We start from the raw sequence: 21,234 nt of genomic DNA, 5'->3' as shown, positions 1-21,234 counted from the left end.
TTTTTTGTGAGGAACGAGCAAAAAATTTCGGCCGCACCCGGGAAATCTGTGGTAGCCCTTCGGGCAGGCCATACGGTGGGGGAACCGAAGCCCCGCCGTGGCTGGTGGCCAGCCCGCCGCGCGGAGCGCGGCCCAAAGTAGCCGCTGCGCGGCCCAAAGTAGCCGCTGCGCGGCCCAAAGTAGCCGCTGCGCGGCGAAAAAGCAGCCGCTGGGCGGCGAAAAAGCAGCCGCTGGGCGGCGAAAAAGCAGCCGCTGGGCGGCGAAAAAGCTAGTGCGGAGTGCGGGGACGGCGTGTCCTCGCGATTCACACCGCGCTGCCCCGCACCGCCCTGAGCACGGGCAGCGCCACCGCGTCCGGCCGGTCCACCGGGACCATGTGCCGGCTGCCGGGAACCAGCACGTTCGTGCCCCAAGGCACCTGCCCGGCCAGCGCCAGGTGCTCGGGGAACACCCGCCGGCCGGCGGTCAACACGGTGAACGGCACGTGCGGCAACGGCCGGAAAGCCCGGAGCCGCTCCAGCGCGGCCACCTGCCCCGGGTAGGACGCCAGTTCGTCCAGCACCGCCCGGGTCACCGACGGCCGCGCGTACACCGACTTCACCTGATCGGGTGGACCCGGGTCGAAGCGCGCCAGCGTGGACCCGGTGACCGCCCACCGCCGCAGCGCCATCCCGTGCCGCGCCACGAGGCCGTCCAGCCGCAACCGCAGCACCCACCGTGCGACCAGGGCGGACAGGTCGAACGGCCGGCCCGCGCCGGGCACCTCCGGGTCGGGGTCGACCAGCACCAGCCCGCGCACCCGGTCCGGCCGCAGCCGGGCCCACGCCTCCACGTGCAGCGCCGCCATCGAGTGCCCCACCAGCACCGCGTCCGGGACCCCGGCCAGCACCGCGTCCAGCACGGCGACCTCGCGGGCCAGCGTGGCGGGCGCGAGCGCGGGACCGCTGTTCCCCGTGCCCGGCCGGTCGTAGACCAGGACCCGGGCGTGCGGGGCGAGCAGTCGCACCACGGCGTCCCAGTCGAACCACGCCGACCCCAGACCGCTCGCCAGCAGCACCGTCGGCCCACCCCGACCGGTGGCCACGACGTGCACCTCCCCGGCCAGAGAGGCGATCATGGTGGGCAAGGCTCTCCTCGGAGGTGGTGGTCGTGGCGGTCACCGGGTGGAAGTGGCGCGCGGCGGGCGTGGTGGCGACGGTCGTGCAGCTCGCGGGTTTGGCGTGCCTCCTCCTGCTGGTGATCGACGAGGAGTCCGGCCTCGCCTCGGGCATCTTCATCGTGGCCTACTGGCTGGGCTTGCCGGTGGACGCCAACCTGTTCATCGCGCTGGTGCTGCTGGTGCTGGGCGCGGCGGCGCGGCGGCGCAAGCAGGCCGCGCTGTGGACGCTGCTGCTGTTCGAGGCGCTCGGGTTCGGCGTGACGCTAACCGTGCTGGTGGTCTACCTGGTCGACCCGAGCCAGTTCCTGGGGCTGGACGAGCCGGTGGACTGGGTGGAGGTCGCGGGCTTCATCGGCGGGGGCGCGCTCGTGTCCGCCGCGCTCCTGGTGTTCCTGTGGTCGCTGCGGCCGGCGTTCCCGGCGCGGCTGGTGCGCGGGGCGTGGCGGCAGGGCCTGACCGTGTTCCTCACCGGGATGGTGCTCGCGTGCCTGGTCGGTTGGGGTGTGACGGAGGTGTTCCCGGGCACGCTCATCGACTGGTGGGAGAAGTTCCTGTGGGCGGCCAACCAGGTCACCGGCGAGGTGCTGCCGCTGGGGCGCGCCGGGGTGGGGGAGGGGCCGGCGTGGCTGAGCGTCGTGCTGGGCCTGGCGGGCACGCTGGTCGCGATCGCCGCCCTGTACGTGTTCTTCCGCGGCGAGCGGTCGAGCCGGCTGCTCAACGACACCGAGGAACTGGGCGTGCGGCGGCTGCTGGCCGCGCACGGCGAACCGGACTCGCTGGGCTACTTCGCGACCCGCCGGGACAAGTCCGTCGTCTTCGCCGACAACGGCCGCGCCGCGCTGACCTACCGGGTGCTCGCCGGCACCACCCTGGCCAGCGGCGACCCGATCGGCGACGAGGACGCGTGGCCGCTCGCGGTCGGCGCGTGGCTCGCCGAGGCCCGCCGGTACGGGTGGATCCCCGGTGTCCTGGGCGCGAGCGAACGCGGTGCCCACGTGTACGCGGCGGCGGGCCTGAAGGCGCTGGAGATCGGCGACGAGGCCGTGCTGGACGTCCGCGAGTTCAGCCTGGCGGGGCCGGAGCGGCGGGCCGTGCGGCAGGCGGTGAGCCGCGTCGAACGCGCCGGCTACACCGTCCGGGTCCGGCGGCACGCGGAGATCCCGGCCGAGGAGATGTCGTCGCTGCTGGCCCTGGCCGAGCGGTGGCGCGGAGCGGAGACCGAGCGCGGGTTCTCCATGGCGCTGGGCCGGTTGGGCGACCCGACCGACGGCCGGTGCGTGATGGTCGAGGCCTACGACGCCGAGGGCGACCTGCGCGGGCTGCTGTCGTTCGTGCCGTGGGGCCGGCGGGGCGTCTCGCTGGACCTGATGCGCCGCGACCGCACCGCCGAGAACGGCCTGAACGAGTACATGGTCGCCGCGTTGGCCGATGCCGCCGGACGCCTGGGCGTGCAGCGGATCTCGTTGAACTTCGCCATGTTCCGCGCGGTGTTCGAGGAGGGCGAGAAGATCGGCGCGGGACCGGTGCTGCGGGCGTGGCGGCGGGTGCTGAGCCTGGCGTCGCGGTTCTTCCAGCTGGAGTCGCTGTACCGGTCCAACGCCAAGTACCACCCGGACTGGGTGCCGCGCTTCCTCTGCTACGCCCGGACCCGCCACCTGCCGCGGGTCAGCATCGCCGCCGGCGTCGCCGAGGGCTTCGTGCCCAGCCTGCGCTCGCTGTTCAAACGCGGCTCGGACCGGGCGCTGCGGCACGAGACCGCGGGCACCCGGTTCGCCGCGGCCGTCGCCGAGATCGAAGCGCTGAAGGTCGAACCGAAGCCGGTGCGGCGTCCCGAGCAGGTCCGGGTGCGCATCGAGAAGCTGGACCGGCTGCGGGCCGGGGGCATCGACCCGTACCCGGTGGACTTCCCGCGCGACTGCCTGCTGGCCGAGGTGCCGGACCGGTTCGGCGAGACCGTGTCCGTCACCGGCCGGGTGGTGGCCCTGCGCGAACTCGGCGGCCTGTGCTTCGTCCGCGTCCGCGACTCCAGCGGCGAACTGCAACTGATGCTCGACGCGGAACACCTGGGCGCGGACGGCCTGGCCGCGTTCAAGTCCGGTGTGGACCTGGGCGACCACGTGGGTGTCCGAGGCGAGGTGACCAGGTCACGCCGTGGCGAGCTGTCGGTCCTCGCCGACTCGTGGACCGTGACCGCGAAGTGCCTGCACCCGTTGCCGGACAAGCGGAAGGGCCTGTCCGACCCGGAAGCCCGCGTCCGCCGCCGCTACCTGGACCTGGTGGTGAACCCGGACTCGGCCCGGATGCTGCGGGTCCGCAGCGATGTCGTGCGCGGCATCCGCGACTTCCTGCACGCCCGGGGGTACCTCGAAGTCGAGACCCCGATGCTCCAGACCGTCCACGGCGGGGCGAACGCGCGGCCGTTCGTCACCCACATCAACGCCTACGACATGCGCATGTACCTGCGCATCGCGCCCGAGCTGTACCTGAAGCGCCTGTGCGTGGCGGGTGTGGACCGGGTCTTCGAACTGAACCGCAACTTCCGCAACGAGGGCGCGGACGCCACCCACAACCCCGAGTTCACCATGCTGGAGGCGTACCAGGCCTACGCCGACTACACGACCATGCTGCACCTGATGCGCGAGCTGGTGCAGCACGCGGCCGTCGCGGCCCACGGCAAGCAGGTGGCGTTGCGGGACGGGGAAGAGGTCGACATCTCCGGCGACTGGCCGGTGATCCCCGTGCACCAGGCCGTCTCGAACGCCTTGGGCGAGGACACCACCCCGGGCACCCCGATCGAGGTCCTGAGGAAATCCGTTGCCGCACAAGGCATCCACGTCGAAGACGAGCTGGACCACGGACAGCTCGTCCTGGAGGCCTACGACAAACTGGTCGAACCCCGGACCGTCCAGCCGACCTTCTACACCGACTTCCCCACCTCGGTCTCCCCGCTGACCCGCCAGCACCGCACCGATCCCCGCCTGGCCGAACGCTGGGACCTGGTCGCCTTCGGCGCGGAGATCGGCACGGCCTACTCCGAGCTGACCGACCCGCTGGAACAACGCCGACGCCTGGAGGCGCAGTCCCTGAAGGCGGCCAGTGGTGATGTGGAGGCGATGGAGTTGGACGAGGACTTCCTGAACGCCCTGGAACACGGGATGCCCCCGACCGGTGGGTTGGGCATGGGCGTGGACCGCGTCCTGATGATGCTCACCGGCACGTCGATCAGGCAGACCGTCCTCTTCCCCTTCGTCCGCCCGAGTTGACCAACCCCTCGCTCCGGGGTTGGTCAACTCGGGTGCGCTCAGACCTGCGTGGTCGGGAGCACCATGATCTGGCGGAGGTTGACGTGGCGGGCCCGGCTGGTCGCGTAGGCGACCACGTCCGCCACCTCGGCCGCCGACAACCGGCCCATCTCCTCGAACCAGGCGGAGACCTCCCGGACCACCTCGTCGTTGTCGACGTGGCTGAGCAGTTCGCTCTCCGTCAGGCCCGGCTCCACGTTGGTCACCCGCACGCCCAGCGGGCCGAACTCGCTGCGCAGGTTGGCCGACAGGTGCGTGACCGCCGCCTTCGTCGCCGTGTAGACCGCGAAGTTGGGGAAGACCAGGTGCGCGCCGATGGAGGAGATGTTCACCAGGTCCGCCGGGCCGCCCGCCTCCGCGGCCGCGGTCAGGTCCTTGGTGAAGGCGTTCGTCACGTTCAGGACGCCGGTGATGTTGGTGTCGATCATCCGCTGCCACTCGTCGGCGCGGCCGGCGTCGATCGGGTTGGCCAGCATGACGCCCGCGTTGTTGACGACGAGGTCCACGCGGCCGAAGGTGTCGTGCACCGAGGTGACCGCCGCGGTCAGGTCACCGGTCACGTCCGCGGCCACCGCAAGCGCTTGCCCGCCCTCGGCGGCGATCTTGTCGGCCAGCTCGGCCAGGCGTTCGGCACGTCGGGACAGCAGGGCGACCCGAGCACCCGACCGGGCGAGGACCAGCGCGATCTCCGCGCCGATGCCGCTGGCCGCGCCCGTGACGACGGCGGTTCGGTTGGTGAGGTCGTATGTCATGGCACCAACACTGGGGCCGGCCGGGGCGAGGACCGGAGGCCGCGGTTTTCCCCAGGTCTGGCAGGACCAGGATCGGGCCGCCCGGCGCGGCCATACTGGAACGCGTGAACCACGACCTGGGCGAGTTCCTCCGCACCCGCCGGGCGCGGGTCCGGCCGGACGACGTCGGGCTGCCCGGCGGCGGCCGGCGGCGCGTCCCGGGGTTGCGCCGGGAGGAGTTGGCGCTGCTCGCGGGCGTGAGCGTGGACTACTACATGCGGTTGGAGCAGGGGCGCACGCCGAGCGTGTCCGACGCCGTGCTGGACGCGGTCGCCCGCGTCCTGAAGCTCGACGAGACCGAGCGCGCCCACCTGCGCAACCTGGTCCGCCCGCGCGCGCCCCGCAAGCACGTGCCGCAACGCATCCGGCCCGGCCTGCGCCGGCTGCTGGACCTGATGGAGCACACACCCGCGTTCGTCCTGGGCCGCCGCACCGACGTGCTGGCCTGGAACGCCCTCGCCGACGCCCTCTACAACTTCGGCGAGCTGACCCCGGACATGTTCAACGCCGCCCGGCACACCTTCCTCGACCCCGACGCCCGCCGCTTCTACCGGGACTGGCCGACCGTCGCCGCCGACACGGTCGCCGTGCTGCGCCTGGACGCGGGCCGCCACCCCGACGACCCGGAGCTGGCCGCGCTGATCGGCGAGCTGTCCATGAAGGACGAGACGTTCCGGACGCTGTGGGCGCAGCACGCGGTGCTGGAGAAGACGCACGGCAGCAAGCTGTTCCGGCACCCGGTGGTCGGCGACCTCGACCTGGACTACGAGATGCTGGCCCTGCCCGGCGACCCGGACGTGAACCTCGCGGTGTACACGGCGAAGGCGGGCTCGCCGTCCGAGGAACGCCTGCGGCTGCTGGCGAGCTGGGCCGCCTCCGTGGACGCATGACCTCCGTGGACGCCTGACCTGTGGCGCCCGCCACACCGTGTCACGGGTGTGGCCCGACCGGTGTCTCCGGTGCGAAGTCCCACCAGAACGCTCGGCCGCGTCGGCTCGTCGCGCTGCTTTTCGCACCGATCACCTGGTGTGGGCCGGTTCGTCGCCGAGCCCTTCATCGGGTGATCGGCTAGCGCAGCTTGAGCCCGAGGTTCTCCTCCAGCACCGCGGCCTGCTCCGGCGTCGCGAGGGTGAGGATCGTCTCGTAGCCGCGGTTGCGCTCGCGGGCGAAGTCGACCAGGCGGAAGGTCCGGGCGTCGCCGGGGTTCAGCTCGTCCACCGCCTCGGTCGCCGCCAGGTGGTCCAGGTACTCGTCGGAGTAGTGCTCGGCGCTGATGGACACCGGCCGCCCGTTGACCGTGAACTCCAGGACGTCGTCGCGCGAGCCCTCCACGAACTCGCCCTCGCGCAGCCGGACGTCGGTGACGGTCACCGCACCGCGGGTCAACGCGGCGGCCTGTTCGAGGATGTGGGCGTAGGACTCCTCCAGGAAGTCCACGTCGTCGGCGTGCACCGCGACGGCGACGCCGAACTCCTCCAGCGCGTACGCGACCTCGTACGGGTCTAGGTGGTCGTCGACGTAGTCGGCGAACTTGTCCAGCACGGCCCGCACTTGCCCGTGCGACAGCATTTCGGCTTCCAGGAGGGCGAAGGCCACGTGTTTGTAGGTGATCATCGCCCCCGACTCTAGGAGCAGCGCTTGCCCTGCGCGGGCAGTTTCAGGTCGATCAGGTACGCGTCCCCGATGGGGTCGACGCATTCGTTGCCCTGCAAGTAGACCGTGTGCTGGTTGCCCTCGTAGGTCAGCAGCCCGCCGCCCAGCGCCTTGGCCAGGTTCACGCCCGCCTCGTACGGGGTCGCCGGGTCGCCGGTCGTGGAGATCACCAGCGCCGGCGGCAGGCCCTGGGCGGGCTTGGCCTCCTGCGCGGTGGGAGGCACCGGCCAGAACGCGCACGCGTCCAGCGCGCCGACCGCCGGGTTGCCGTCGTCGAGGAACGGGGCCGCCGCCTTGTACCGGCGGGCCAGGTCGTCCAGCACCGCCCGGTCGGTCACGCGCGGCTCGTCCACGCACTTGACCGCGGTGAACGCGTCGGTGATGGTCGAGTACTTGCCCTCGCGGTCCCGGTCGAAGTACGCGTCGGCCAGGCTCAGCAGGACCTCGCCGCGGTTGTTCTTCAGCTCGGTGAGGCCGGAGTTCAGCGGGCCCCACAGCTCCTCGCTGTACATGGCCTGGATCGTGCCGATGATCGCGTCGTTGTAGGCCAGCTTGCGGCCGCCCACGTCCACCGGCCGCTGCGCGAGCGGCAGGGTGAGGTCCCGGAACGCCTTGCTCGCCTGCGCCGGGTCCTTGCCCAGCGAGCAGTCCTGCCGCCGCACGCACCACTGCGCGAACGCGTCGAACGCCTGCTGGAACCCGGCGGCCTGGGCGATCAGCGACTCGACGCTGTTCTGCGTGGGGTCCACCGCGCCGTCGAGCACGAGCGCCCGGACGTTGGCCGGGAACGCCGCCGCGTACCCGGCGCCGATGTGCGTCCCGTACGAGTAGCCCAGGTAGGTCAGCTTCTCGTCGCCCAGCGCGGAGCGCATGACGTCCAGGTCCCGCACCACGTCCCGGGTGCCGACGTTGGCCAGGAAGTCCGCGCCGGTGGAGGCCGCGCACTTCTCGGCGTAGGTCTTGTTCTCCTGCTCGGTCTGCTGCACGCCCGCCGGCGAGGTGTCGAGGTCGGTGTCCAGCCGGTCGGCGTCCCGCTCGGCGTCGGTGAGGCACCGGACCTGGGGCTGGCTCGACCCCACGCCGCGCGGGTCGAAGCCGACCAGGTCGAACCGCTCGCCCAGCGCGCTGTCGCGGACGGTCCCGGCCAGGTTCGCCGCCGCCGACATGCCGGACGCGCCCGGACCGCCCGGGTTGATGATCAACGACCCGATCCGGTTGCCGTCACCGGACGCCTTCTGCCGCAGCAGCCCGACGGTGATGGTCTTGCCGTCCGGCTTGGCGTAGTCGAGCGGCACCTCCAGGCGCGCGCACTCGATGTTCTTCTTGTTCCGGTACTGGCCGCGCGTGGTGGCGGTGGTCGCGTACCCGGCGCAGTCCTCCCACCCGAGCTGCTGGCCGTAGAACCGCTCCAGGCCCGCGGGCACGGTGCCGGCGGGTCCGCGCTGCTCCAGCACCGTCCCCGGTGTGGGTGAACCCGTCACCACCGTCGTGCAGGCAGCCAGCACGGGCACGGCGAGCAAGAGCATCAAGGAACGGCGCACACCCCCGATCGTAGGTGTGACTCGTCGGCCACAACGTCCACCGCTCGCGGCCCGCGTGAGCGAGAATGCCGTCATGCCTCAGCTCCGACTCGCCCTCGCCCAGGTCAACGCCTGTGTCGGCGACCTGGCGGGGAACGCCGAACTCGTCGTCGAGTGGTCCCGCAAGGCCGTCGAGGCGGGCGCCCACCTCGTCGTGTTCCCCGAGATGGTCCTGACCGGCTACCCGGTCGAGGACCTGGCGCTGCGCGAGTCCTTCGCCTCGGCGTCCCGGCGGAAGCTGGAGGAGCTGGCGAAGCGGCTGGACGAAGCGGGTGCCGGCGGGCTGCCGGTGTACGTCGGCTACCTCGACCGCGACGAGAAGGGCATGCGCAACGCCGCCGCCGTGCTGCACGGCGGCGAAGTGGTCGCGCGGCAGTTCAAGCACCACCTGCCCAACTACGGCGTGTTCGACGAGCGCCGCTACTTCACGCCCGGCGACACGCTCGACGTGGTCCGCCTGCACGGGCTGGAGATCGGCATGGTGATCTGCGAGGACCTGTGGCAGGACGGCGGTCCGATCGCGGCGCTCGGCGCGGCCGGCGTGGACCTGGTCGTGTCGCCCAACGCGTCCCCGTACGAGCGGAACAAGGACGACCTGCGGCTGCCCCTGGTCGCGCGCCGGGCGGCCGAGGCGAAGGCGCCGCTGGCCTACGTCAACACCGTGGGCGGCCAGGACGAGCTGGTGTTCGACGGCGACACGATCGTGGTGGCCGCGGACGGCGAACTGCTGACCCGCGCGCCCCAGTTCGTCGAGCACCTGGTGCTGCTGGACCTGGACCTGCCCGGTGGCGCGTCCCGTGCGGCGGGGTCGTTCGAGGGCTTCGAGGTCCGCCGGCTGGTGCTGTCGGAGGACCCGCTGCCCGCCTACGACGCGCTGCCCGCGCCGCAGCCCGCCGAACCGCTGTCCGACGAGGCGGAGGTGTGGCACGCGCTGGTCACCGGGCTGCGGGACTACGTGCACAAGAACGGGTTCCGGTCGGTGGTGCTCGGCCTGTCGGGCGGCATCGACTCGGCGGTCGTGGCGGCGCTGGCCGTGGACGCCCTGGGCGCGGACGCGGTGCACTGCGTGTCCATGCCGTCGGTGTACTCGTCGGACCACTCGAAGTCCGACGCGTACGAGCTGGCCCAGCGGACCGGCGTGAACTACTCGGTGCAGCCGATCGCGGACATGGTTCGCGTCTTCGTCGACCAGCTCGGCCTGACCGGGCTGGCCGAGGAGAACGTGCAGGCGCGGTGCCGCGGCATGGCGCTGATGGGCCTGTCCAACCAGCACGGCCACCTGGTGCTCGCGACCGGCAACAAGAGCGAGCTGGCGGTGGGGTACTCGACCATCTACGGCGACGCGGTGGGCGGGTTCGCGCCGATCAAGGACGTGCTCAAGACGCTGGTGTGGGACCTGGCGCGGTGGCGCAACGCGCAGGCGGAGAAGCTGGGCGAGCTGCCGCCGATCCCGGAGAACTCGATCAGCAAGCCGCCGTCGGCGGAGCTGCGGCCGGGCCAGGTGGACACCGACTCGCTGCCCGACTACGAGCTGCTGGACTCGCTGCTGGACGACTACGTCGAGGGCGACAAGGGCTACCACGACCTGATCGAGATGGGCTTCGACCACGAGCTGGTGGACCGGGTGCTGCGCATGGTGGACCGGGCGGAGTACAAGCGCCGCCAGTACCCGCCCGGCACCAAGATCACCCTGAAGGCCTTCGGCCGCGACCGCCGCCTGCCCATCACCAACGGCTGGCGCGAAGGCTGACGCTCACGCGGTGGCGGTCGTGCCCGCGCTACCCGTCGTGGTGGTGCGGGCCGCCGTCGTCCGGGTGGTCCGTCCCTCGGTGACCGCTCCGGCGATGCTCAGCACCCCGAGCACCAGCAGCGCGATCCCGAGCAGCCACGCCAACGCCACCGCGCTGGACAGCGGCGCGACCAGCACCACGATCCCGGCGACCAGCGTGACCACGCCGGAGAACACGGCCCACCCGCTCGCGCCGAACCCGTGGAAGACCTCGGCGACCCCGCCGACCACCCAGGTGGCCCCCAGGATCAGCGCCAGCACGGCCACCGTCTGGAACGGCGCCCGCAGCGCCAAGATCCCGCCCAGCAGCGCGAGCAACCCCGCCACGCCCATCAACACCCGGTAACCGCCGCCCCTGGTGTGCGCGGTGAACGAGCTGACCAGCCAGAACACGCCCGTCACCAGCAGTTGGACGCCGAACAGCACCGCCGCCGCGACCAGCGTGATGCCCGGCCACACCAGCACCGCGACCCCGATGGCCACCGTGACCACGCCGAACGTGATCCGCAACGCCTTCGCGCGCCCCACGAGCGCCAGGGTCCCGTCATCCGCCCCGAAGTGCGCCATGCCACCACTCCTTAGAACGTGCCGATAGACCCGAGCCTGTGCCCACCGGCGACGTCCCGCAGCGGACAGCACCCGACCTCACCCGCCCGAGTGGCCCAAACCGCCGGCCGCGCGCACCATTCACCCATTCGTGAGGCCCACCACACTCCATCTCCACCGTTGGAGTTGACCAGTACGGTCGAGAACCAACGACCCGGTTGGAGATTCCCATGCCCGACACCCCGACCCACCGCCCGGCGACCCCGAGAACCACGTCGCCCGCCCCGCCGCAGGTCGCCCCGTCACGGGCCGCCCCGCCGCAGGTGGTCCCGCCGCCGGTCGCCCCGCCAGCGGTCGCCGTCCGCCCCGCCCTGGTCGTCGGCGTGCTGATCGTGGCGGCGGTCCTGGCGATCTCGCAGCTCTACCTGACCGTGCCCCTGCTCCCCGGCATCGCCGCGCGCCACGCCGTCCCGATGACCACCGCGGCCTGGGTCGGCGGCGGCTTCGGCTTCGCGTTCGCCCTGGGCAACCTCGTCTTCGGCACCGCCTCCGACCGCTACGACCGCCGCCACGTGATGGCCGCCGGCCTCGCCGTCGGCGCGCTGACCTGCGTCGTCGCCGGCGCGGCGGACTCGTTCGGCCTGCTGCTCGCGGCCCGGGTGGCGGAGGGCTTCCTGGCCGCCGCGATCCCGGCGGTCTCACTCGCCTACACCGCCGAGGTCCTGCCGCCCGCCCGGCGCGCCGTCGGCGTGACCGCGGTGTCCAGTTCGTTCCTTTTGGCGGGCCTGGTAGGCCAGGCCTACGCCCTGGGCGTCGACCGCGCCGCCGGACCGCGCTGGGTCTTCTGGCTGTTGGTGCCGCTGCTGCTGGTGACCGCCTTCGCCGTGACCCGCCTGCCTGCTGTGCCGCGTCGCACCGGCGCGCCGTGGCGCGCGTTCAGCCGGCTCTTGCGCACTCCCGCGCTGCTGGCCGCCTACCCCGGCGCGTTGACGCTGCTGCTGACGTTCGTCGGCATGTACAGCGCGCTCAGCGTGATCGTCGGCGACCGCTACGGCATCCACGACGCCGGCACGCTCCTCCTGCTGCGCCTGCCCGGTCTGCCCGGCATCGTCCTGGGCGCCTTCGCCGGTCCCTTCATCAACCGGTACGGCGCTCACCGCGTCGCCGTGACCGCGTTGTCGGTCGCCGCGGCCGGGTTGGTGATCGAGGCGGTCGCCGGCGGGATCGCCGGGGTGCTGGTGGGCAGCGCGGTGTTCGTCGCGGGGTTGGCGGTGTCGATCCCGGCGCTGGTGGTCGTCGTCGGCCAGGCCTCGGGGGAGGCGCGCGGGGCCGGGCTCGCCGGGTACGCGTTCCTGGTCGGTCTCGGCGGCGGGATCAGCCCGGTGCTGGTGGCGGCGTTGCTCCCGGCCGGGTTCGCCGTCGTGTGCATGGTGCTGGCCGGGACTTTGGTGGCCGCGGCCGCCGTGCTGGCCTTCGGCGGAGCCGGCGCTCGGCGGGCTTAGCGCCCAGCGGGCCAGGGCCGGCGCTCGGCGGGTCTAGCGGCCGGCGGGGCGGCCCATGCGTCGGGCGGCCTCCACCACGGCCGCTCGCCGGGCCGCGTGGTCCTCGGCGCCGGTCACCATCCGGGCCACCTGCGGCACGGCCACCCACCACGACGCCAGCGCCATGTTCATGAACAGCAGCTCGGTCGCACCCAGCCGGTCGTCGACCGAACCCGCCCCCTGGGCCGCCCGCACCGCCTCCACCTTGCGCCCGTAGTGCGTCCGCCGCCCCTCCTCGTCGGGCACCGGACCGGACCCGTACGCCAGCGCCTCCCACTGCAACAACCGCACCAGGTGCGGGTTCGCCAGGTGGTAGTCGTAGCAGCGCCCGGCGTGCTCGCCGAGGTCGTCCAGCGAGGTCAGCGGCACCGCCGCGGCGATCTTCGCCAACTCGTCGGACAGCACGGTCTGGAACAACCGCTCCTTGTCCCCGAAGTAGTTGTACAACCGCTCCTTGTTGATCCCGGCGCGCGCGGCGATCCGCTCCATCCGCGTCCCCGCCAGGCCGTGCGCGGCGAACTCGACGACCGCGGCCTCCAGCAGCCGCCTACGCGTCTCCTCCGTGTTCCACGCCACGGCCGGATGATATCCAACCCGACCGTTGACGCCCCGGGAGCAGCAGCGACACCACCGCCCCCACCACGCAGATCCCCGCCGTGATCAGGAAGATCTCGTGGTACTCGGTCAGCAGCGCGTCCACCAGCGCCCGCTGGTACGCCTCCGCCTGCCGCCGGAACTCCTCCGGCTCCACCCCGAACGGCAGCGGCGTGTTCAACCCCGCCGTCAACTCCCGGAACCGGTGCAACCCCCACGCCGACAGCGCCGCCACCCCGACCAGCATCCCGGTCATCCGCGCCACGACCACCGCCGCCGACGCCACCCCGTGCCGATCGGACGGCACCACGCGCAGCACCGCCGACGACACCGGCGCGATCACCAGCCCGAGCCCGAACCCGGCCACCGCCAGGTCCCGGTCCACCACGAACCCGGCCACGTCCGCCGGCCATCGGGCGATCAGCAGGTAGGCCACCGCCGCGATCGCCAACCCGGCGAACGACACCCACCGGTCCCCGACCCGACCCGCCAGCCACCCGCCGACCAGCGCACCCACCGGCAACGCGATCAGGAACCGGGCCAGCATCGCGACCGCCGCAGCCGAGTCCTTCCGCAGCACCGTCTGCGCGAACAGCTCGACGTCCACCAGCGTCACCATCAACGCCGCACCGGCCGCCAACGACACCCCGAGCGTGGCCAGGAACGGCCGCCACGACACCCCGGCCGGGTCCAGCAGCCGCACCGACGACCGCCGCTCCCACCACACGAACCCGCCCAACACCAGCACCGCAGCACCGAGTACCGGCCACCCCCACGGCGGCAGCACGGCGTGCTCCGGATCGGGGTTGTACAGCCCCACCACCAGCAACGACAGCGACAACGCCAACAACGCGCCACCGACGACGTCGATCCGCACCGCCGACCGCCCCCCACCGGGCACGGTCCGCTGCACGATCAACACCGCGACCAGCGCCAACGGCAGGTTCACCCAGAACACCCACCGCCAGCTCTGCGGCTCCACCGACTCGAAGAACGACCAGGCGTTGAACAGCGACGTCACGCCCACCCCGTACAGGGTGCCGAGCACGCTCCCCAACTCCTGCGCCGCGCCGACGACCCCCAGCGCCCCGGCCCGCCGCCGCTCGTCCCACAGGTCGCCGACCAGCGCCATGGTCACCGGCAGCAGCGCGCCACCGGCCAACCCCTGCACCACCCGACCGGCCACCAGCAGCGGCAGGTCCCCGGCCAGCGCGGTCACCGCCGACCCCACGGCGAACCCGACCAGGCACAGGTGCAGCACCAGCCGCCGCCCGAACCGGTCCGACAACTGCCCGAGCAGCGGCATCCCGGCCACGTACCCGAGCAGGTACCCGGTCACCACGGGCGTCGCCCGCTCCAGCTTGTTCACCGGGATGCCGAGGTCGCGCACCATGTCCACGAGCACGCCGACCACGACGTACGCGTCCAGCGCGCCGAGCAGGACCGCGACGGCGCCCGCGCCGATCGCCAGGCGGCGGGAGGTCACTTCGGCGGTTCGACGGTGAAGGACTTGTCGAAGTCGACCAACCCGACCGTGACCTTCGCGCCGCTGGGCAGCTCGAACACCGCGTTGGTCAGCTTGTCGTCCTTCACGGAGAACGTCCCCTTCACGTCCGCGCCGATGCCCGGCACCAGCCCGCCGACGACGTCCTTCGGCACGGTCGCCTCGACCACGGCCACCCCGCCGTCGTTGCTCACCGTCTTGGCGTCCTTGGCGCTGGACAGGACCTTCGCCACACCCTTGTCCGGGTTCAGGATCGCCGTCGGGTCGTACACCCGACCGGCCAGCGCGGCCGGCAACTTGGTGAACCCGCCGGTCGGCCCCTTGAAGTACAGGTCCGACTTGACCAGCACGTACTCGACCTCGACGAGCTGCCCGAACTGGTCGACCTTCGCCCGGCCCTTCGAGTCGCCGGCGGCGTTCAGGTCGCCCTCGGCGTCCTTCACGGTCACGTTCGGCAGCTCGCCGTCCACCTTGATCGTGAAGTGGGTGCTGGTCACCGACCGCATCGCGGTGGCGGACTTCCCCAGGACCTCCGAGCCCGCGGGCAGGTCCCCGGCGGAGGAGGTGCACGCGGCCAGCGACAATGCGAGCGCGCCTACCAGGGCGCGGCGACGGAACATACCCGGAATGGTAGATCCACCGGCCTCGCACCTAGGCTTCGTCACATGAACCGCCAGCAGGAGTTCGTCCTCCGCACCCTTGAGGAACGGGACATCCGGTTCGTCCGGCTCTGGTTCACCGACGTCCTCGGCTTCCTCAAGTCGGTCGCGGTGGCCCCCGCCGAACTCGAAGGCGCCTTCAGCGAGGGCATCGGCTTCGACGGCTCGGCCATCGAGGGCTTCGCGCGGGTCTACGAGTCGGACATGGTCGCCAAGCCCGACCCGTCCACCTTCCAGGTGCTGCCCTGGAAGACCTCCGACAACAGCCACTACTCGGCCCGGATGTTCTGCGACATCGCGATGCCCGACGGCTCGCCGTCGTGGGCCGACCCGCGGCACGTCCTGCGCCGCGCCCTGGCCAAGGCCAGCGAGGCGGGCTTCACCTGCTACGTCCACCCGGAGATGGAGTTCTTCCTGCTGAAGAACCTCCCCGCCGACGGCAGCGAGCCGCTCCCGGCGGACAACGGCGGTTTCTTCGACCAGACCAGCCACGAGACCGCGACCCACTTCCGCCGCCACGCCATCGAGGCGCTGGAGGCGATGGGCATCTCGGTCGAGTTCAGCCACCACGAGGGCGCGCCCGGCCAGCAGGAGATCGACCTGCGCTACGCCGACGCCCTCACCATGGCCGACAACGTCATGACCTTCCGGTACGTGGTCAAGGAGGTCGCGATCACGCAAGGCGTGCGGGCGAGCTTCATGCCCAAGCCGTTCTCCGACCAGCCCGGGTCGGGCATGCACACCCACGTGAGCCTGTTCGAGGGCGACCAGAACGCGTTCTACGACGCCGAGGACCCGTACCAGCTCTCCGACACCGGCAAGGCGTTCGTCGCGGGCCTGCTCAAGCACGCCCGCGAGATCTCCGGCGTGACCAACCAGTGGGTCAACTCCTACAAGCGGCTCATCGTCGGCGGCGAGGCCCCGACCGCCGTCTGCTGGGGCCACGCCAACCGGTCGGCCCTGGTCCGCGTCCCGATGTACTCGCCGGGCAAGTCGTCCTCCCGCCGGGTGGAGATCCGCTCGCTGGACTCCGCGTGCAACCCGTACCTTGCCTACGCCGTGATCCTCGCCGCGGGCCTCAAGGGCGTCGAAAAGGGCTACGAACTGCCTCCGCCCGCCGAGGACGACGTGTGGTCGTTGACCGACCGCGAGCGCCGGGCCGCCGGCTACGACAACCTGCCGCAGAACCTGGGCGAGGCGCTGACCGAGATGGAGAACTCCGAGCTGCTCGCCGAGGCGCTGGGCGAACACGTGTACGACTACTTCCTGCGCAACAAGCGCAACGAGTGGGACCAGTACCGGCGCAGCGTCACGCCGTACGAGCTGCGAACCCTGCTGCCGGTCCTGTGAGGGAACAACCCGTGCGGGTGGTCCACACCGGGCACTCGGAGAAGCTAGGTTTGCAGACCGTGACCGAGGTGCCCGCGAGTTCGCAAGCCCTTCCCGAGCTGATCGCGTGCACGGTGGCCACGGCCGCCGAGCTGCCCGCGGTGAAGGTGTTGTCGAACTCCTTCCTGGCCAACCACCCCAGGGCGAGGTTCCTCGCCTTGGTGGTCGACGCCCTCCCGGAGAACTCCGGCCCGGGCCTGATCACGCCGGCTGACCTGGGCGTGACCCCAGCGGACCTGGCCGAGCTGGCCACCGGCTGCACCGCCGACCAACTCTGCGGCCTCCTCCGCCCCAGACTCCTGGAGCAACTCCTGGGCCAAGGCCTCCCAGTCCTCTACCTGTCCCCTTGGACCCAGGTCCTGGCCCCCCTGACCGACCAGGTCCTCTCCGCCGTCCGCCAGGGTCCGTTGGTCCTACTCCCACGAGCCCTTCGCCCCCTCCCCGACGACGGCCTGCGCCCCACCCCCACCGAACTCCTCGAAACCGGCGTCTTCGACCCGGGTTTCCTGGTGGTCGCCCCAGGCGCCGAGCCTTTCCTCCGCTCCCTGGAGGAACAACTCCGCCGAACCCCGGACGCCACCAAGGCAGTGCTGGACATGGCCCCGGCCTTGGTCAGCCTGCACGTCCTACGCGACGCCACCATCGGCCTGTCCGCGTGGAACGCCGGCCAACGAGACCTGCACCGCCGCTCTGACGGCACCCTCACGGTCCTGGGCGAACCCCTGAGCACGGTCCACTTCGAGGGCTTCGACCCCCGCCGCCCCTGGCTGCTGTCCGCGGACTTCGCCGACCGCCCCCGCGTGCTCCTCTCCGAACACCGGGAACTGGCCGAACTCTGCACGAGCTACCGAGCCGAACTGGTCAAACGCGGCTGGACCCAGTCCGAGGTGCCCTACGGCTTCGGCCGCCTGGCGGACGGCACCCCCATCCCGGACACCCTCCGCACCACCTACCGAGAAGCCGCCCGAACCACCCCCGGCTCCCCCTTCGACCCAGCCCACCACGTCCGCGACACCCCACCCACCCAACCCACGCCACCCACCCAACCCACGCCGACCACCCAGACCACTCCCGCCACCGCGCCGGAATCGTCGGTCCCCCGTGAGACAATGGAAGCGGGGGCCGGCGGCCACGCCGAAGCCGCAAAACCGCAGGTCAACGGCACCAAAGCGCCACTTCCGACCGAGCCTGCCGCCACCGGGGACACCGCGACACCCGCCGAGGCAACCGCCGACGCCGCAGCCGGCCCCTCGGACCCGACTGCCGGCAGCGCGACCGCACCCGCCGACGCCTCCGCACCCGCCGGCAGCTCGACCGCAGAGCCCGCCGCCGGCTCCGCACCCGCCGACACCAGCAGCAGCGGCACCGCCGGTCCCGTGAACGCCAGCCCGGCGAGCACCGGCTCCGCGTCCAGCCCGGCGAGCGCCAGCCCGGCGCGCCCGGGCTCGGCGAGCGCCGGAGCTGCCCCCGCCAAGTCCGCCGCCGGCCCCGCGACCGCGAAGCCCGCCCCCGCGCCCGCCGGAGCCGCGACCGCCAAGCCCGCCGGCCCCGCGCCTGCCGGAGCCGGTTCCGCACCTGCCAACCCCGCTTCCGCCGGCACCGGCGCGGCCCGCATCCCGCACCCGGCACCCGCCTTCGGCCCCGACGGCGGCGCGGCCTTCCTGGCCTGGGCCTGCGAACCCGCCGACGGCATCCCCGGCAGCACCCGCTGGTCCGCTGCCCTCTGGCGCGGCGACCAAGCCCTCCGCGACCAGTTCCCCGACCCGTTCGGCACCGACGCCGCCGCCTTCCGCGACTGGTGCGCCGGCCCCGGCGTCGCCTCCGGCCGCCTCCCCGTCCCCGCCGTCCCCACCGCCCGCGCCGACGCCCCGGCACTGCTCGACCAGCTCGGCGTCTCCGTAGTCGGCACCGGCCCGATCGCCGACCTCCTGCACGCCGCTGCCCGCGCGTCCGGCCTGCCCATGTCCACCGGCCTCGGCTACCCGGTCGTCGTCCGCGTCGACGACACCCCCGTCCCCGCCGGCCGGCACGTGATCGACTACCGCCTCGACAGCGGCCCCTCGCCCGACGCGCACGAGCTGTGGGTCCCGTCCGAGACCACCCGCGCCGCCGTCGAACGGCCCGGTGGACCGGCCGTCCGCGTCCTGCCGCTGCCCGTCCGCGAGCAAGAACCGCACGACGAGCATGAACCGCACCACGAGCACGAACCGCACCACGAGCACGAAGGCGTCGTCTTCGGCGCCCTCGCCGACCACGCCGTCGACCGCGAGGGCAACGTCCTCGGCGCGGTGTCCGCGTTCCTCGGCGCGTTCCCCGACCGCAACGACGTCACCCTCCGCATCGAGGTCACGCACGCCGCCGAGCACCCCGAAGCCGCCGAACGGCTCCGCCTCGCCACCGCCGCCGACCCGCGCATCGAACTCGTCGACGCCCTCGGCCCGGTGGACTGCCTGATCTCCCTGCACCGCGGCAGCGGCGACCGCATCACCCACGCCCTCGCGCAGCACGCCGCCCGCGCAGTCCCGCTGCTGGTCGCCGACCACGGCGCGATCGCGGAGCTGTTCGACAAGCAGTCCGTGGTGTTCGTGCCGTGCCGCCAGGGCGTCGAACCGGACGGCCAGGCCGCCGCGAAACTCCTGCGCGCCCTCGCCGACGACCGGCCCACCGCCCGCGCCATCGGCGAGAGGGGCCGCGCCCGCCTGGACACCCGCAGCGTCGCCCGCGTCGGCGACCTCATGCGCGAACGCGTCGAGCACGCCTACCGCACCTGGCGGTCCCGCCGCGCCGCCACCCGCACCAGCCCGGCCGTCGACCCGATGAAGGCGTTGCACTCGGCGAAGCACGCGCTGCTGCGCCAACCCGACGTCGGCACGGCCAGCCGCACGCCGATGGCACCGCAACTGCGCAAGATGGTCCTGCGCGTCCTCGACCACTACGACAACCACATGCGCGACGTCCTCAACTCCCTCGTGGACGGCGTCGAGCGCACCGTGTCCGAGCTGGTCCGCCGCCAGGACGAGCTGACCACCGGCGTCGGCCTCGGCGAACTCGAGGTGCTGCGCGCCGAGATCGAGGAGCACGTCGAACGCCAGGGCCAGCTCGCCGACCAGCTCCTCGGCCTGGACGACGGCGTGGTGCGGGTGCGCGCCGACATGGCCGGCCAGGGCAGGCGGGTCCGCGACATCGAGGACGCCGTCGTCGCCGAAGCCGCCAAGCGGGCAAAGCAGGGTGACGCGCTCGCGCAGCGCATCGACAAGCTCGCCGTCGCGCTCGAACGCACCCTCGACCGGATCGACACGCTGGAGTCCAAGGTCGTCGAGGTCATCCGCGACCGCGACCACCGGCTCGACGCCGGCCTGCGCGCCGCGAACCAGGCCCAGCAGACCGCCGACGCGCTGCGCCGGGTCGTCGTCCGGGAGCACGAGCGGCACGGCGAGGCGGTGCCGGACGTGCGCAGCTCGCTGGTGCTCACCGACGTCGGCCTGCTGCGCCTGCCGTCCGACGACGCGTTCATGCTGCCGATGCTGTCCAGCAACGGGGTGTGGGAGAGCGAGCTGTCCGAGCTGATCGACTCGGTCGTGGAGCCGGACGGGATCTTCCTCGACGTCGGCGCGTACGTGGGCTACCAAACCGTGCGGATGCTCAGCCGGTTCGGCACCGGCGGCGCGGTGGTCGCCGTCGAACCGTGCCCGTCCGCGCTGGAGTTGTTGCGGCACAACGTTTCCGTGAACCTGCCCGAGCGCGTCGCCGACCGGCTGGTCGTCGTGGACGCGGCGGCGTGGGAGAGCGTCGGCGAACTGGCGACCACTCCCGCGTTGACCGGTGGGGTGTCCGTCGCCCCGCTGGCGCCCGACGCCCCGGAGGACACGCCGCGCGTTCGGTCGGCCCGGCTCGACAAGGAGCTGGAGGCCGTGCCCGCGTTGCAGGGCATGAACCTGTCCGTCGTCCGGGTGGACGCGCCGGGCCGCGGTCACCGCGCGCTGGCCGGACTCGTGCGCCTGCTGCGCCGCGACCGCCCGCACGTGTTCCTGGAGTTCTCGGCGTCGGCCACGGAGAGCCTCGGCGACGATCCGGTCACGGTGCTCAAGGAGTTCCGCATCTGGGGCTACGACCTGGTGCCGGTCGCGACCCGCGAGGCCGCGTCGCCGGAGCAGATCGTGGCCGCGATGGAGGGGCTGCGGACCATCTCGCTGTGGCTGCGCCCGCGCCCGGTCCAGGCGAAGCCGGCCGCTCCGCAGGTGGCCGTGCCGGTCCGCCAAGCCGCCGTCGACCCGGCCACAGCCCGCTGACCAGGCGATTTGACTTCGTGCGCGGCCGTGGGTAACTTTTACCGAGTCGCCAGCAAGACCCCGGAACGAGCGGGTTGACACCGCGAATCGGGCCGGGTAGAGTATTGCGGCGTCACTCCCGGAAGCGAATAAGTGGCCTAAAAGGCCGCCTCGGTTCCACGGAGAAAACAAGCAAACTGAATGCGCAGCGAGTTTGGCGCGGCTGAGAGAGACCGGAAACGGCCGATTTGACACCGCGAAAACGAACGAGCTAAGCTTCAGACACAAGCGAGAAACAAGCCCCGGAATGAACCGCGGTAAGACGCGGATCACGATGGTGAGCGCGTGTTCTTTGAGAACTCAACAGCGTGCCGAATAGCCAGTAAATTTATGAACCTCGTCAAGAGGTTTCCTTTGAGATTGACTGGACGACTGACTGTTGAAGCAGGTCATATTCCG

14 protein-coding genes are annotated in these 21,234 nt (G+C 72.2%); 6 read left to right on the top strand and 8 right to left on the bottom strand.

Annotation, left to right across the window (positions count from 1 at the left end):
* Window positions 1-304: 304 nt before the first annotated feature.
* Window positions 305-1,117 (bottom strand): alpha/beta hydrolase, encoded by an 813-nt coding sequence (locus RIN75_RS41835; protein ID WP_309117665.1) that lies wholly within the window; start codon window positions 1,115-1,117, stop codon window positions 305-307.
* Window positions 1,118-1,149: 32 nt separating this feature from the next.
* Here RIN75_RS41835 and lysX point away from each other — a divergent pair, with 32 nt between their 5' ends.
* Entirely contained in the window at window positions 1,150-4,422 is a 3,273-nt protein-coding gene (gene lysX, locus RIN75_RS41830) for a bifunctional lysylphosphatidylglycerol synthetase/lysine--tRNA ligase LysX (RefSeq protein ID WP_309117664.1), read from the top strand.
* Window positions 4,423-4,460: 38 nt separating this feature from the next.
* Here the strand turns inward: lysX and RIN75_RS41825 are convergent, their stop codons facing one another.
* Window positions 4,461-5,213, bottom strand: a complete 753-nt coding sequence (locus tag RIN75_RS41825) for an SDR family oxidoreductase (RefSeq protein WP_309117663.1) — start codon at window positions 5,211-5,213, stop codon at window positions 4,461-4,463.
* Between the two features lie 104 nt (window positions 5,214-5,317).
* Between RIN75_RS41825 and RIN75_RS41820 the strand changes: the two genes are divergently transcribed.
* Window positions 5,318-6,142 (top strand): helix-turn-helix transcriptional regulator, encoded by an 825-nt coding sequence (locus RIN75_RS41820; protein ID WP_309117662.1) that lies wholly within the window; start codon window positions 5,318-5,320, stop codon window positions 6,140-6,142.
* Window positions 6,143-6,320: 178 nt separating this feature from the next.
* On the opposite strand, the gene RIN75_RS41815 is transcribed toward RIN75_RS41820, so the two are convergent.
* A complete protein-coding gene (locus tag RIN75_RS41815; RefSeq protein WP_309117661.1) occupies window positions 6,321-6,866 on the bottom strand; it encodes a hypothetical protein in 546 nt (181 codons plus the stop codon).
* A gap of 11 nt (window positions 6,867-6,877) precedes the next feature.
* On the bottom strand, window positions 6,878-8,431 hold the full coding sequence (locus tag RIN75_RS41810) for an alpha/beta hydrolase (protein ID WP_375296099.1): 1,554 nt from the start codon (window positions 8,429-8,431) through the stop codon (window positions 6,878-6,880).
* A gap of 88 nt (window positions 8,432-8,519) precedes the next feature.
* Here RIN75_RS41810 and RIN75_RS41805 point away from each other — a divergent pair, with 88 nt between their 5' ends.
* Complete coding sequence (locus RIN75_RS41805; protein ID WP_309117659.1) at window positions 8,520-10,235, top strand: NAD+ synthase; 1,716 nt, start codon at window positions 8,520-8,522, stop codon at window positions 10,233-10,235.
* A 3-nt stretch (window positions 10,236-10,238) separates the two neighbouring features.
* On the opposite strand, the gene RIN75_RS41800 is transcribed toward RIN75_RS41805, so the two are convergent.
* Complete coding sequence (locus RIN75_RS41800; RefSeq protein ID WP_309117658.1) at window positions 10,239-10,841, bottom strand: DUF308 domain-containing protein; 603 nt, start codon at window positions 10,839-10,841, stop codon at window positions 10,239-10,241.
* A gap of 209 nt (window positions 10,842-11,050) precedes the next feature.
* On the opposite strand from RIN75_RS41800, the gene RIN75_RS41795 reads away from it, so the two are divergent.
* On the top strand, window positions 11,051-12,322 hold the full coding sequence (locus RIN75_RS41795) for an MFS transporter (RefSeq protein ID WP_309117657.1): 1,272 nt from the start codon (window positions 11,051-11,053) through the stop codon (window positions 12,320-12,322).
* Window positions 12,323-12,355: 33 nt separating this feature from the next.
* On the opposite strand, the gene RIN75_RS41790 is transcribed toward RIN75_RS41795, so the two are convergent.
* The 3 genes from RIN75_RS41790 to RIN75_RS41780 are packed head-to-tail and all read right to left on the bottom strand — an operon-like array spanning window position 12,356 to window position 15,079.
* Window positions 12,356-12,937, bottom strand: a complete 582-nt coding sequence (locus RIN75_RS41790) for a TetR family transcriptional regulator (protein ID WP_309117656.1) — start codon at window positions 12,935-12,937, stop codon at window positions 12,356-12,358.
* The gene (locus RIN75_RS41785) at window positions 12,909-14,441 is read right to left on the bottom strand and encodes an MFS transporter (protein WP_309117655.1); all 1,533 of its coding nucleotides are present in this window, start codon (window positions 14,439-14,441) and stop codon (window positions 12,909-12,911) included. The genes RIN75_RS41790 and RIN75_RS41785 overlap by 29 nt, the downstream gene beginning before the upstream one ends.
* Window positions 14,438-15,079: an LppX_LprAFG lipoprotein gene (locus RIN75_RS41780; RefSeq protein ID WP_309117654.1), complete on the bottom strand. Its 642-nt coding sequence runs from the start codon at window positions 15,077-15,079 to the stop codon at window positions 14,438-14,440. The genes RIN75_RS41785 and RIN75_RS41780 overlap by 4 nt, the downstream gene beginning before the upstream one ends.
* Before the next feature lie 45 nt (window positions 15,080-15,124).
* Between RIN75_RS41780 and RIN75_RS41775 the strand changes: the two genes are divergently transcribed.
* Together RIN75_RS41775 and RIN75_RS41770 are read left to right on the top strand one after the other, a co-directional pair.
* The gene (locus tag RIN75_RS41775; RefSeq protein WP_309117653.1) at window positions 15,125-16,468 is read left to right on the top strand and encodes a glutamine synthetase family protein; all 1,344 of its coding nucleotides are present in this window, start codon (window positions 15,125-15,127) and stop codon (window positions 16,466-16,468) included.
* A 59-nt stretch (window positions 16,469-16,527) separates the two neighbouring features.
* Window positions 16,528-20,796: an FkbM family methyltransferase gene (locus tag RIN75_RS41770; RefSeq protein WP_309117652.1), complete on the top strand. Its 4,269-nt coding sequence runs from the start codon at window positions 16,528-16,530 to the stop codon at window positions 20,794-20,796.
* Window positions 20,797-21,234: the final 438 nt, after the last annotated feature.

The organism is Saccharothrix sp., assembly GCF_031180885.1.
In the GTDB taxonomy this organism is placed as follows: Bacteria; Actinomycetota; Actinomycetes; order Mycobacteriales; family Pseudonocardiaceae; genus Actinosynnema.
Note: the sequence above shows the minus strand (reverse complement) of the source record. Positions and strands in the feature narration are given on the sequence as shown.